We start from the raw sequence: 13,321 nt of genomic DNA, 5'->3' as shown, positions 1-13,321 counted from the left end.
GGGGGCGGGGCGGGGCGGGGGGCACGCAACCTGGTTGCAACCTCGCCGCTCCTAGCCTCGCGGTGCGAGCTGCCCAACGGCGGGCAGCGGTTCTTCGGGAGGCAGAGCAAGATGACCCGTTACGCGGCGCCCGGCACCGACGGCGCGATCGTCTCCTACCAGGCGCGTTACGACCACTTCATCGGTGGTGAGTATGTGCCGCCGAGCCGGGGGCAGTACTTCGAGAACCCGTCGCCGGTGACCGGTCAGCCGTTCACCGAGATCGCGCGGGGCACGGCGGAGGACGTGGAGCGGGCGCTCGACGCGGCGCACGCGGCCGCTCCGGCGTGGGGCCGTACGTCGGTCACCGAGCGGGCCGGCATCCTGCTGAAGATCGCCGACCGGATGGAGGCCAACCTGGAGCGGCTGGCCGTCGCCGAGAGCTGGGAGAACGGCAAGCCGGTGCGCGAGACGCTGGCGGCCGACATCCCGCTGGCCATCGACCACTTCCGCTATTTCGCGGGCACGATCCGGGCGCAGGAGGGCACGCTCGGGGAGGTGGACGACGACACGGTGGCGTACCACTTCCATGAGCCGTTGGGCGTGGTCGCGCAGATCATCCCGTGGAACTTCCCGATCCTGATGGCGACGTGGAAGCTGGCGCCGGCGTTGGCCGCGGGCAACGCGGTGGTGCTCAAGCCGGCCGAGCAGACCCCGGCGTCCATCCACTACTGGCTCAGCCTGGTCGCCGATCTGCTGCCGCCCGGTGTGCTGAACATCGTCAACGGCTTCGGTGTGGAGGCGGGCAAGCCGCTGGCGTCCAGCTCGAGGGTCGCCAAGGTGGCGTTCACCGGTGAGACCACCACGGGCCGGTTGATCATGCAGTACGCCTCGGAGAACATCACGCCGGTGACGCTGGAGCTCGGCGGCAAGTCCCCGAACATCTTCTTCGACGACGTCTGGTCGGCGAACGACGACTTCCGGGACAAGGCGCTCGAGGGCTTCACGATGTTCGCCCTCAACCAGGGCGAGGTCTGCACCTGTCCGTCCCGGGCGCTGGTGCAGCGGGGCCAGTACGCGGAGTTCATGGAGGCCGCGGTCGCGCGGACCGAACAGATCAAGACCGGTCACCCGCTGGACACGGACACGATGATCGGCGCGCAGGCGTCCAACGACCAGTTGGAGAAGATCCTCTCCTATCTCGACATCGGCCGGCAGGAGGGCGCGAAGGTCCTCACGGGCGGTGAACGCCTGGAGCAGGAGGGCGAGTTGAAGGGCGGCTACTACGTCCAGCCGACCATCTTCGAGGGCGACAACCGTATGCGGATCTTCCAGGAGGAGATCTTCGGTCCGGTCGTGTCGGTGACGTCGTTCGACGACTTCGACGACGCCATCAAGATCGCCAACGACACGCTGTACGGCCTCGGCGCGGGCGTGTGGACCCGGGACGTGAACACCGCGTACCGCGCGGGCCGGGCAATCCAGGCGGGCCGGGTGTGGACTAACTGCTACCACGCGTACCCGGCACATGCCGCTTTCGGCGGATATAAGGGATCCGGTATCGGCCGGGAGACGCACAAGATGATGCTGGAGCACTACCAGCAGACGAAGAACCTCCTGGTGTCCTACTCGCCGAAGAAGCTGGGCTTCTTCTAGACGGCCGGACGGCCGGACGGCCGGACCGCTGGACGGCAGCGGTCCTGATGTCGGAGAGGGCGCCTGCCGGGTCAGAGGACCCGCAGGCGCCCTCTCGCGTCGTGCTTCGGGGCAGGGGGGCCGGTGCTGTCAGGACCGTGGTTCGGCCGTCGTGCCGGAAGGGCCCGCCTGGAGATCCGCGAGCAGTTCGGCCTGGCCGGTGAGGACGCCGGAGAGGATGGTGCGGGCGACGCGCAGGAGTTCGGCGACCTGGGGGGTGGCCAGGGAGTAGTACACGGTGGCGCCCTCCCTGCGGGTCGTGACGAGGTTGGCGCGGCGGAGGACCGCAAGCTGCTGGGAGAGGTGCGGGGGTTCGATGCCCACTGCGGGCAGCATCTCGGCGACCGCGTGCTCGCGTTCGCTGAGGAGTTCCAGGACCCGGATGCGGGCGGGGTGCCCGAGCGTCTTGAAGAACTCGGCCTTCAGTTGGTACAGCGGCGTGCTCATCGTGCCGCCTCCGTGTCCATGCTGCCATCCTCGCCGGCAGAGCCGGCACCGCCGATTCCGCGCTCAGTCACGGGCGCACCGCTGCCCTGTGGTGACGACCTCTCGAATTGCCAACATTAGCAATCGGGCAGAAGGGGCCGCACGGCCTGAGCGGCGGGGAGCGTGCCCGGTCAGGCGGGTTCCTCCTGGGACTCCGACGGCAGGGCGGGCTTTAGTGCCGGCTGTTGCGGGACCATGTCGGCGGACAGGATTCCCGTCAGTTCCAGGTGGTCGCGGGCGGCGCGGATCGCCTCCGGGGTGGTGGCGTACTCCCGGCCGTCGGGCTGGAGCAGTTCGAGCGCGCCCACCGAGTCCAGGACCTGGCGTTGGCCGGGCCGTATGCCGGAGGCGAGGACGAGGATGCCGCGGCGGGTCAGTTTCTCGACCGCGTCCTTCAGGACGAGGGCGCCCGTGGCGTCCATCGTCGACACCCGCGCCATGCGCAGGACGATCACCCGGACGTCCGCGACCTCGGTCAGTTCGAGCAGGAAGCGGTGGGCGGCGGCGAAGAACAGCGGGCCGTCGAGCCGGAAGGCCACGATGTGCTCGGCGAGCAGGGCGTGCTCCTCGGCGGTGTGGTCGCCGCGGTCCAGCGGGACCAGGTCCAGTCGGGCCTGCTGGGCCACCGCCCGCAGGGCGAGGGCGCCGGCCACGACGAGGCCGATGATCACGGCGTACACGAGGTCCAGGGCCAGGGTGGCGACCGCGGTGAGGACGAGGATCAGGGCGTCTGAGCGGGTGGCCCGGGCCATGGCCCGCAGGGAGCCGACCTCGACCATGCGGATCGCGGTGGCCAGCAGCACGCCCGCCAGCGCGGCCAGCGGGATCCTGGAGACGAGGGGCGCGGCGGCGAAGACGATCACGGCCAGGACCGCGGCGTGGGTGAGGGAGGCGAGCCGCGAAGTCGCCCCGGTGCGGACGTTGACGGCGGTGCGGGCGATGGCGCCGGTCGCGGGGACGCCGCCGAACAGCGGGGACGCGATGTTGGCAAGGCCCTGTCCGAAGAGTTCCCGGTCGGGGTCGTGCCGCTGTCCGACGGTCATGCCGTCGGCGACCGAGGCCGACAGCAGGGACTCCAGGGCTGCGAGGGCGGCGACCGCGACGGCGGGCGCGAGCAGGGAGCCGAGTGCGCCGGGGTCGAGGAAGGCGAGGGTGGGGGCGGGGAGGCCGGACGGCAGGTCACCGATCGGCTGCGCCGCGTCCAGGTGCGCGAGCTGGGCGACGACGGTGGCGGCGATGACCGCGACGATCGAGAAGGGGACGGTAGGCCGCCACCGGGCGCCCGCGAGCATGACGGCGGCCACGGCGACGGCGAGGCCGACGGCGGTCCAGTTCGGGGAGTGGGCGAACTCCTCGACCGCGCGCCAGGTGACCGCCAGCACCCGGTCGCCCTCGGGCTGGGGCACGCCCAGGGCGTTGGGGATCTGCTGGAGGCCGATGACGCAGGCGATGCCGAGGGTGAAGCCCTCGACCACCGGGGCGGGCACGTACCGCATGTACTTCCCGGCGCGCATCGCGGCGAGGGCGACCAGCAGCACGCCGGCCATCAGGCCCACCGTCAGCACGCCGGTCGGGCCGTACGCGCCGACGATCGGCACCAGGACGACGGTCATGGCTCCCGTGGGTCCGGAGACCTGGAGGTTCGACCCGCCGAAGACGGCGGCCAGGGCACCGGCTACGACGGCGGTGGCCAGCCCTGCCTCGGCGCCCAGCCCGGAGGAGACCCCGAACCCGAGGGCGAGCGGCAGCGCCACGATCGCGACGGTCAGGCCCGCGAGGAGGTCCCGGCGCGGGTCGCGCCGTACGTCGGCGAGGTCGTCGCGGCCGGGCAGCAGGGAGGTGATCCGGGTCCACACCCGGCGGGCACCGGAGGTCATCGCGCGACGACCTCCGCTTCCTTCAGCTCGGCCAGCAGTTCGCCCTGCCCGGCGAGCATGTCGGTCAGGATGCGGCGCGCGGCGCGCATGAGGTCGGCGACGTCACCGCCGGCCAGCTCGTAGACGACCGTGGAGCCCTGCCGGGTGGAGGTGACGATGCCCGACCGTCGCAGCACCGCGAGCTGCTGCGACAGGCCGGGCGCCTCCACCTCTATGGCGGCCAGCAGGTCCCTGACCGGCATCGGCCCGTCCTGCAGGAGCTCCAGGACCCGGATGCGTACGGGATGCCCCAGCATCCGGAAGAACTCGGCCTTGGCCTGGTACAGCGGAACGGACACGACCCCTCGGCTTCCTGCGGACGGCACCCCGGGCGGGGGCCTGTGGAGGTGCGGCACCCGGCCATCGGCACGTCCTGACGTCGGCGCTTCCTGGCGTCGGCACGTCCTTGCGGGGGCACGTCCTGACGGGGGCAGCCACAACAGCATCTATGCAATTGCGTAATTTTGCAATTCGGCATTTTCTACAGACGGCCCACCCAGTGCGGCCCACCCTGTGCGGGCTCACCCCCCGCGACCCACGTCCGGCCAGCCCGCACAGGCCCCCGAGGGCGGCGGATACAGTGCGCGTAGACGGCAGTTCGTTGGAGGGGACGCGTGACCGACACCAGCAACACCCGATCCGCCGACGGTGAAGCGCGGACCCCGCGGCCGAGGCGGCTGCTGTACCGCGTGATGCGCTACCTCCCCGCGATCGCCCCCGTCCTGCTGTGGGCCGTGCCGTGCTGGGTGCTCCTGCACACCGGTCAGCGGTGGCCGCTGCCCGTCACGCTCACCGGCACCGCCCTCTTCGTCGTGGGGCTCGTCGTCATGCCGGTCGCGATGGCGCGTGGTCACGGGCGGCGCCAGCAGGACCGGGCGGCCGTGCTCGGCGACTCGTTGCTGGGCGGCAGCTGGGTGCTGTTCACCTGGTCGGTGCTGTTGGGCGTGCCGCTACGGATCGCGCTCGCCCTGGCCGGCGTCGGCGAGGGGCAGGACCGCGCCCGGATCGTCACCTGGGCCGTCCTCGGCGTCACCGCCGTCCTGCTCGCCTGGGGGTACGGAGAGGCCCGGCGCGTCCCCCGCGTGCGGCAGGTCGACGTCCGGCTCCCCCGGCTCGGCGCCGGGCTGGAGGGCCTGCGGGTCGTCCTCATCACCGACACCCACTACGGGCCTCTCGATCGCGCCCGCTGGTCCGCGCGGGTCTGCGAGACGGTGAACGGCCTGGACGCCGACGTGGTGTGCCACACCGGCGACATCGCGGACGGCACCGCCGACCGCCGCCGCGCCCAGGCGGCCCCGCTCGGCACGGTGCGCGCCACGCGGGCCAAGGTGTACGTCACCGGCAACCACGAGTACTACAGCGAGGCTCAGGGCTGGGTCGACCTGATGGACGAGCTGGGCTGGGAGCCGCTGCGCAACCGCCATCTGCTGCTCGAACGCGGCGGTGACACCCTCGTCGTCGCCGGCGTGGACGACGTCACCGCCCAGTCCTCCGGCCTGCCCGGTCACCGGGCCGACGTCGCCGCGGCCCTGTCGGGCGCCGACCCCGACCTGCCCGTGCTGCTCCTGGCGCACCAGCCGAAGTTCGTCGACCGGGCGGCGGCCGCCGGTGTCGACCTCCAGCTGTCCGGGCACACCCACGGCGGCCAGATCTGGCCCTTCCACCACCTCGTCCGCCTCGACCAGCCCGCCCTCGCCGGGCTCAGTCGGCACGGCACCCGCACCCAGCTCTACACCAGCCGTGGCACCGGCTTCTGGGGCCCGCCCTTCCGGGTCTTCGCACCCAGCGAGATCACCCTGCTCGTGCTGCGTTCCCCGCATGCGGCGTAGCGCGGGGTCGGAAGGGCGCCGGTTCCCGATGCTCCGTCAGCATCCGTAGGTGGAACCGGGCTTCGGCGAGCGCGCCCGGGGTGAGGTCGGCGAGGAGGGTGGTGTCCTGGGCCGGGGCCGCCCGTACGAGGGCGCTGCCGTCCGGGGTATAAAGGGCGCTGGTGCCGTCGCAGGGGCGGTCGGTGGGGCCGTTCAGCGGGTTGGCGAACACCGAGTAAACCGTGTTCTCCAGGGCGGGCGTCGAGGACGACGATGACGTCGTTGCGCTGTTCCACCACGGGGCGCAGCCGGACCACGGCGTCCAGACCGCCGCCGGGTGCGGCCTCCAGGACGACGTCGCCGCCGCCGGCCCGGGTGAGCTGGCGCACGATGGGCAGGCCGAGGCCGGTGCCCTCGTGGTAGGAGTCGGCGGCCCGCCAGAACCGCGATGTGGACGTCCAACGTCTTGGTGGGAGCTAAGTAGTTGGGCTGCCACACGGTGTCCAGGATGTGCTGCCGGGTGCAGACGGCTCCGGGGTCGTCGGCCAGGCACACCAGCAGGTCGTACTCCTTGCGGGACAGGGCGACCGGTTCCTGACCGAGGTGCACCTGACGGTCCGGCGGTCGATCGTCAGCGGGCCTATCCGCTGGAGGCCCGGAGTCGGACGGCCCGGCGCGGCGGGCCCGGTCGCGGTCGCGGTCGGCGGGCTCTCGGCGAAGGCGCTCTGCGAGCGCCGGGTGACGGCCCTGATCCGGGCGATCAACTCCCGGACACCGAACGGCTTGGACATGTAGTCGTCGGCGCCGATCTCCAGACCGAGGAACCGGTCGACCTCGTCGCTCCTGGCGGTGATCATGATGATGGGCACCTGGGAGCGAAGCCGCAGCGCCCGGCACACCTCGATGCCGTCCACGTCCGACAGACCCAGATCCAGCAGCACCATGTCGCAGGGGCCGGCGGCGAGCCCTTCCGCTCCGGTGCGGGCACGGTCGACCGTGAAGCCGAACTGGCCCAGCTCTTCCAGCAGGGGCCGGCCACTCGATCGTCGTCCTCGATCAGCAAGGCACGCATTCGGCGGACCCCCAAGGGGGTTGAGAGGGCGGGGAGCGAGCGGGGCGGGGCGGTGCGCACGGCCCGCCGCCGTCGAGTACGTGCGCACGGCACACGCCGTGCACCGGAGTTGATGTGGCATCACTCTCGTGGCGACGCTCCGCCGTTGTGACGTCGATGGCGGGAACGGAACGTGGGACATTCCTTAACCGTCCGCTGGCACGACGCTGTCCGGCCGCTACCGACGGCGCTCCTAGGGTGAGGGCGGACCGGTCCGCCGACGGTTCCCACGGCCCTGTCCCGCAAAGGGAAGGGACACCCTGTCACGCGACCACGGCCCTGTCCCGCAAAGGGAAGGGACACCCTGTCACGCGACCTCGAAGCCGGACTCTCACGGTCCGCGCACTCCGACATGACGGACACCTCCGCGACGCACCAGGAGGTCCCCACCATCCGCCAGGACGTCCGCGGACGACAATGATGACGACTACGACGATCACGACGACGACAGAAGCTGAGGCGGGAACACGACAGCCAGGCGACCGGCTGATGCCGATCGCCTGGCTGGTGGCCCCGATAGGGGTTCGCTCAGAAGGCGCTGTTGTTACAGCCCATCTCCGAGCCGAGGTGCGTGCTCTGCGCGCCCGAGTCGCCCTCGCCGTTGACGCCGCTGCCGAGGACGCCGTTGAGCAGGCCGACGACACCGAGGATGTCGATGTTCAGGTCGTGCGACTTGCACTCGGTGCTCTGCTGGACGTTGTACGCGTTGCCCTGCGGGCCGTCGGCGTGGGCGGTGCCGGCGGCGAGGAAGCTGACGCTGCCGAGGGCGGCGACCATGACGGCGGCCTTGCGAAGCTTGAGCATGTGATCTCCGTGGAGCGAGGTGGATGCGAATCGCGAGAGAGTGACCCCTCACGATTTACGGAGATTAATGAGAAATGTCCCAAATTGCCTTTTGGCGCGCCGTGTCAGAGGAAGGACGCCAGCCCCTCCAGGAAACGGTCCACCTCCTGGGCCGTGTTGTACGGCGCCAGACCGACGCGCAGCGCGGGGTCGGACAGTTTCAGCGCGGTGAAGGGCTCGTAGGCGTAGAACGACCCGGCGGGGGCCACCACATCGCGCGCCGCCAGATGCGCCTGCGCAGCACGGGCGTCGCGGCCCTCCAGGGTCATCAGCAGGGTCGGGGTGCGGTCGGCCGCCTTCGCGTGGACGGTCACGGCGTCACCGAGTGCGCCCAGTCCCTCCTCCAATTGGCCGCGCAGCACGGTCTCGTGCTCATGGAGCGAGGCCAACGAGTGCGCGAGCCGCTCCCGGCGCGTGCCCTCGGCCGCGGGGTCCAGGGCGGCGAGGAAGTCCACAGCCGCCGTCGCGCCCGCCAGCGTCTCGTACGGCAGCGTGCCGAACTCGAAGCGCTCCGGCACCGCGTCGGTGGACGGCAGGAGCTTGTCCGGCCGCAGCGTTTCCAGCAGTTCGGGAGCGGCGGCGAGCACACCGCAGTGCGGGCCGAGGAATTTGTACGGAGAGCATACGAACAGGTCGGCGCCGAGGGCCGGTACGTCCACGAGGGCGTGCGCGGCGTAGTGCACGCCGTCCACGTACACCAGCGCGCCGGCCTCGTGCGCCAGGTCGGCGATACGGCGTAGGGGCGGCTTGGTGCCGAGCACGTTCGAGGCTGCCGTCACCGCGACCAGCCGGGTGCGGGAGGACAGCGCACGCTCGTACGAGGCCAGGTCCAGCTCGGTGGTCCCGGCGTCGATCTCGATCCAGCGCACGGTGACCCCGGCCCGTTCGGCGGCCTGGATCCAGGGGCGGACGTTGCAGTCGTGGTCCAGGCGGCTGAGGACGATCTCGTCGCCGGGCGCCCAGTCCTTGGCCAGATGCCGGGAGAAGTCGTACGTCAGCTGGGTGGCGCTGCGCCCGTGGACGACGCCCCGCGCGGGCACGGCGAGCAGATCGGCGTAGGCGGCGCGGAAGTCGGCGACGGCACGTTCGGCGTTGAGCTCCGACGGGCTGACCGCGCCCCGGTTGGAGAGCGGTGCGCTCAGCGTGGCCGCGATGGCGTGCGCGACGGGGCGCGGGGTCTGGGTCCCGCCGGGTCCGTCGAAGAAGGCCAGTCCGTCCCGGAGGGAGGGGAAGTGGGCGCGGAGTGCGGTCAGGTCGATGGCCATGGCCTCGGCTTTCGGTCGGGACGCCGTGGACACCTAGACTCTGGCACCCGGCCGTGCGACACGTAAAGCGATGGATCGCGAAGAGAGAGTTCACGTTTCATGATGGGTGGAGGGCTCGTGCGAGGCGGTGCGTCGTGAAGGATCAGCCGGATCTGAAGCTGCTCTCCACCTTCCTGGCCGTGGTCGAGCACGGTTCCATGGCCGCGGCGGCGGCAGCGCTCGGCTATGTGCCGTCCGCGGTGTCGCAGCACGTCGCCGCCCTGGAACGCGACCTGGGGGTCGAGCTGCTGGTCCGCCGTCCGGGCAGCCGGCTGATCCTCACCTCCGCCGGACGGTCGCTGGCCCGTGCCGCCGGGGACCTGTTCGAGGCGACCGCCCGCTTCCGGGACGCCGCCGACGGCATCGCCCGCCGGGAGGTCGCCGAACTGCGCGTCGGCGCGTACCCGAGCGCGGTGAGCCATCTGTTCCCGGGCGTGCTGTCCGCGCTGCGGCCCCGGGAGCGGGGCGTCCGGGTACGGCTGATCATCGTGGAGACGCACGCGGGGCTGCCGAGGGTGCGCTCCGGCGACCTCGATCTGCTGATCGCCTACCGCTACCTCCCGGAGGACCCGCCGGTGGCGTCCGCCGAGTTGGCCCTCACCTCGCTCGGCCACGAACCGCTCGTCCTCGTCGCCGGCCCGCAGCCCGGTGGCCGCCCGCTCGCCCTGGAGGACTGCCTGGACCGGGAGTGGACGTCCGGTCTGGCGCACAGCCCCGATCGCCGGCTGCTGCACCGCTGGGCCGGTGAGCTGGGCATCGCCCCCGAGGTCACGCTGGAGACCGAGGATCTGCACAGCATGCTGGCGATGATCCGGGCGGGCCTCGCCGTCGGCTGGATCCCGGCCGGCCTGATCGACGGTTCTCTGACCGACGGTGAGCACGGCGGGGGTGGCGTGCAGCGCGTGGTGCTGCCGCCGGGGTCGGCGCCGATGCGCCGGGAGATCCTGGCCGTGAGTCGGCCCGGCACCCGGCCCCCGATCGCCGACGAACTGATCACCCTGCTGACACGGGCGCTGCGGGACGTCGGGGCGTAGGTCCTCAAGCGTCCCGGAGATACTCCGTCGCCGCGTCGAGCAGCCAGTCCGTCAGGTACGTGGCGAACGACGAGCGGACGAGCACCCAGAAGCCGGCCCGGTGTGTGTCCCGGGCGATCAGGACGGCTTGTGTGCGGCCCAGTCGGGTGCGGGCGCAGCGGCCGGGGCCGAAGGCCCGTGGGTGCAGATCGAGGGCGCAGCCGTGGGCGAGCAGGTCGCGGGCGCGGGGGCCGGAGACGAGGAGGGTGGTGTGCTGGGCGGAGACGTCGGTGACGGAGACCGGTTCCTCCCCCGCGGCCTCCCGGATACGGCGCTCCAGGTGCCACTCGCCGCCCGGTGGCGCGACCAGCAGCCACTCGTCCGGGCCGAGCCACAGCGCGGTCAGGTGTCCGGCGCGGGCGACGGTGTTGGGCTGGGTGGGGAGGTGCAGGTCGAGGGCCAGGCCTATGGCGCCGGCCGCCGGGCCCTTCGGGTCGAGGCGTAGGTCCAGTTGGGTGAGGAAGGGGATCTCGGCCAGCCGGAGCGTGCCGTTCGAGGCGCGGGTGGCGGCGGTCAGGCGGTGCGTGTGCTGGGCCAGCGGGCCGCGCGGGGCGGGGTCAGCCATCGCGGCGGGCTCCCTCGGGGTCGTAGAGGACGGGGTGGGCGACGGTCACGGGGACCAGCCGGCCGCCGACGGGGGCGAACAGTCGCTCCCCGACACGGTCACGGCCGCCCTTGACCAGGGCGAGCGCGAAGGTGCGGCCGAGGGCGGCGCTGCGGTAGCTGGAGGTGACATGGCCGAGCGTCGGCACCGGCGGGGCCGGGAGCACACCGTCCGCGATCAGATGGGTGCCTTCGGGGAGGAGGGTGTCGCCGTCGTCGGGCAGGACGCCCACCAGCTGCTTGCGGTCGGGGCGGGCGGTGTCGGCGCGGGTGTGGGACCGCTTGCCGATGAAGTCGCGTTTCTTCCGGGACACCACCCAGTGCATGCCGAGGTCCTGCGGGGTGACCGTGCCGTCGGTGTCCTGCCCGATGATCGGGTAGCCCTTCTCGGCGCGCAGCACGTGCATGGTCTCGGTGCCGTAGGGGGTGATGCCGTACGGGGCGCCGGCCGTGTGCACCGCCTCCCAGAGGGTGAGGGCGTGCCAGGCGGACACGTTGATCTCGTAGGCGAGTTCGCCGGAGAAGCTGATCCGGCAGACTCTGGCCTCGATGCCCGCGACGGTCGCGTCGCGCCAGGCCATGAAGGGGAAGTCGGCGGCTCCGATCGGGAGTTGCGGTGCGAGGGTGGCCAGCACCGCGCGGGACCGCGGGCCGACCAGGGCGACCGTGGCCCACTGTTCGGTCACCGAGGTGCAGTGCACCTTCAGCTCCGGCCACTCCGTCTGCAGCCACTCCTCCATCCAGTCCAGGACGGCCGCCGCGTTGCCCGTGGTCGTGGTGACGAGGAAGCGGTCCGGGGCGAGACGGGTGACCGTGCCGTCGTCGAAGACCATGCCGTCCGGGCGGCACAGGACGCCGTAGCGGATCATGCCGGGCCGCAGGGTGCTGATCAGGTTGGTGTAGATCCGGTCGAGGAACACCCCGGCGTCCGGGCCCTGGACGTCGATCTTGCCGAGGGTGGAGGCGTCCATGCAGGCCACCCCCTCGCGGGCGGCCCGGCACTCGCGCAGCACGGCGGCCGTCATGTCCTCGCCGTCGCGCGGGTAGTACCAGGGGCGTTTCCACTGGCCGACGTTCTCGAAGAGGGCGCCGTGCGCGACGTGCCAGTCGTGCAGGGCTGTGGTGCGCACCGGGTCGCGCAGGGCGCCCCGGTCCCGGCCGGCGAGAGCCGCGAACGACACCGGTGTGTACGGCGGACGGAACGTCGTCGTGCCGAGGTCGGCGATGTCGACGCCGAGCAGTCCGGCGACGACGCCGCTCGCCAGGACGCCGGAGGTCTTGCCCTGGTCGGCCGCGGTGCCGGCCGTGGTGTAGCGCTTGGTGTGTTCTACGGAGCGCAGTCCGGCGCCGGTGGCGCGGGTCAGGTCGGCGACGGTGACGTCGCGTTGGAGGTCGACGAAGCGGGGGCCGGGGGCGTCGCCGTCGCCGTTGCCGTTGCCGTTGCCGTCGCCGTCGCCGTCGCCGGGGATGTCGTACAGGCGCATGGGGGGTGTTGGGCGGGGCTGCGGTGCGGGGTCCGGCAGGCGTGGGGGTGTGGGCGGGGGTGGGTGGCCCTCGGTCTCGACGGCCCGGGCGCCCGCCGCCGCACCCTGCTTCAGGGCGGTTGACAGGTCGAGTACGCCGCTGGCGGCGCCCACGACCTCGACCGCCTGGCGTGTCCGGTCGGGGACGAAGGCGCCCAACACTGGGTCATGGCGGAGGGTGCCGCCGGACTGGCTGAAGAGGTGCACTACCGGGTTCCAGCCGCCGGAGACCAGGAGTAGGTCGGCGGGCAATCGCCTTTGTGGGGAGGGGTGCTCGGAGGGGGCGACCGTCACGGTGGTGAGGCGGGCGGTGCCGGCCGTGCCGGTGACGGTGTGGCCGGGCAGTACCTCGATGCCGGCCCTCTCCGCGCGGGCCGCCCACTCCCCCGCTTCGGGCCGGGTGTCCACGATGGCCGCGACGCGGATGCCGGCCGCCGCTAGGTCGAGCGCCGCCGGGTATGCGCTGTCGTTGGTGGTGAGGATGACGGCCTCGCGGCCCGGCAGGACGCCGTACCGGTTGACGTACGTACGGGCTGAGGCGGCCAGCATCACGCCGGGGCGGTCGTTGTCGGGGAAGGCTAGCGGGCGTTCGTGGGCGCCGGTGGCGAGGACGACGCGGCGGGCGCGGATGCGCCATATCCGTTCGCGGGCGAGGTGGGCGGGGGCGGTGGCGCCCAGGTGGTTCGTGCGGCGCTCCAGGGCTAGGAGGTGGTTGTCGTCGTAGTAGCCGAAGACGGTCGTGCGGGTGAGGAGGCGGGCCTCGGGGGCCTTCTGGAGGTGGGCGGTTACCTCTTCCACCCAGTCGAGGTGGTCGGTGGTGCCGAGGAGGGAGCCGCCGGGCTCCGGCTGGTCGTCGGCGAGGACGACTCGGGCGCCGGTGTCCGCTGCGGCTGCGGCTGCCGCCAGTCCGGATGGGCCGGCGCCGATGATCAGGAGGTCGCAGTGCGTGTGTACGGCGTCGTAGCGGGCGGGGTCGGGGG

Annotated in this window: 10 protein-coding genes and 2 pseudogenes; 3 read left to right on the top strand and 9 right to left on the bottom strand. The window is 72.2% G+C overall.

The window, feature by feature from the left end; translation table 11 throughout:
* Positions 1-111 precede the first annotated feature (111 nt).
* On the top strand, positions 112-1,635 hold the full coding sequence (adh, locus tag KBY32_RS35125) for an aldehyde dehydrogenase (protein ID WP_210982923.1): 1,524 nt from the start codon (positions 112-114) through the stop codon (positions 1,633-1,635).
* Positions 1,636-1,764: 129 nt separating this feature from the next.
* On the opposite strand, the gene KBY32_RS35120 is transcribed toward adh, so the two are convergent.
* The 3 genes from KBY32_RS35120 to KBY32_RS35110 all read right to left on the bottom strand — a co-directional run bounded on the left by KBY32_RS35120 (position 1,765) and on the right by KBY32_RS35110 (position 4,375).
* Entirely contained in the window at positions 1,765-2,121 is a 357-nt protein-coding gene (locus tag KBY32_RS35120) for a metalloregulator ArsR/SmtB family transcription factor (protein ID WP_115509136.1), read from the bottom strand.
* Positions 2,122-2,291: 170 nt separating this feature from the next.
* Positions 2,292-4,037, bottom strand: a complete 1,746-nt coding sequence (locus tag KBY32_RS35115) for a SulP family inorganic anion transporter (protein WP_210982922.1) — start codon at positions 4,035-4,037, stop codon at positions 2,292-2,294.
* Positions 4,034-4,375: a metalloregulator ArsR/SmtB family transcription factor gene (locus tag KBY32_RS35110; protein ID WP_115509134.1), complete on the bottom strand. Its 342-nt coding sequence runs from the start codon at positions 4,373-4,375 to the stop codon at positions 4,034-4,036. The genes KBY32_RS35115 and KBY32_RS35110 overlap by 4 nt, the downstream gene beginning before the upstream one ends.
* 315 nt (positions 4,376-4,690) lie before the next feature.
* Between KBY32_RS35110 and KBY32_RS35105 the strand changes: the two genes are divergently transcribed.
* Positions 4,691-5,905, top strand: coding sequence for a metallophosphoesterase (locus tag KBY32_RS35105; protein ID WP_210982921.1), 1,215 nt, complete (start codon positions 4,691-4,693; stop codon positions 5,903-5,905).
* A gap of 278 nt (positions 5,906-6,183) precedes the next feature.
* On the opposite strand, the pseudogene KBY32_RS35610 reads toward KBY32_RS35105, so the two are convergent.
* From KBY32_RS35610 to KBY32_RS35090, 4 genes and pseudogenes are all read right to left on the bottom strand, one after another.
* A pseudogene (locus KBY32_RS35610) lies at positions 6,184-6,330 on the bottom strand (ATP-binding protein); the annotation flags it as partial.
* Positions 6,323-6,956, bottom strand: a pseudogene (locus tag KBY32_RS35100) (response regulator transcription factor); the annotation flags it as partial. The pseudogenes KBY32_RS35610 and KBY32_RS35100, both read right to left, overlap by 8 nt.
* Positions 6,957-7,523: 567 nt before the next feature.
* Positions 7,524-7,799 carry a hypothetical protein gene (locus tag KBY32_RS35095; RefSeq protein ID WP_055622303.1) on the bottom strand — a complete coding sequence of 92 codons (276 nt, stop codon included), beginning with the start codon at positions 7,797-7,799 and terminating at the stop codon, positions 7,524-7,526.
* A gap of 104 nt (positions 7,800-7,903) precedes the next feature.
* Positions 7,904-9,103: a cysteine desulfurase-like protein gene (locus KBY32_RS35090; RefSeq protein WP_210982920.1), complete on the bottom strand. Its 1,200-nt coding sequence runs from the start codon at positions 9,101-9,103 to the stop codon at positions 7,904-7,906.
* A gap of 134 nt (positions 9,104-9,237) precedes the next feature.
* Between KBY32_RS35090 and KBY32_RS35085 the strand changes: the two genes are divergently transcribed.
* A complete protein-coding gene (locus tag KBY32_RS35085) occupies positions 9,238-10,176 on the top strand; it encodes a LysR family transcriptional regulator (RefSeq protein ID WP_210982919.1) in 939 nt (312 codons plus the stop codon).
* 4 nt (positions 10,177-10,180) lie between these two features.
* On the opposite strand, the gene KBY32_RS35080 is transcribed toward KBY32_RS35085, so the two are convergent.
* Together KBY32_RS35080 and KBY32_RS35075 are read right to left on the bottom strand one after the other, a co-directional pair.
* Positions 10,181-10,780, bottom strand: coding sequence for a sarcosine oxidase subunit gamma (locus KBY32_RS35080; protein ID WP_210982918.1), 600 nt, complete (start codon positions 10,778-10,780; stop codon positions 10,181-10,183).
* Positions 10,773-13,321: glycine cleavage T C-terminal barrel domain-containing protein (locus tag KBY32_RS35075; RefSeq protein ID WP_210982917.1), on the bottom strand; the 2,549-nt coding region annotated here is incomplete at its 5' end. The genes KBY32_RS35080 and KBY32_RS35075, both read right to left, overlap by 8 nt.

The organism is Streptomyces sp. RK62 (assembly GCF_018070255.1).
In the GTDB taxonomy this organism is placed as follows: domain Bacteria; phylum Actinomycetota; class Actinomycetes; order Streptomycetales; family Streptomycetaceae; genus Streptomyces; species Streptomyces nigra.
Note: the sequence above shows the minus strand (reverse complement) of the source record. Positions and strands in the feature narration are given on the sequence as shown.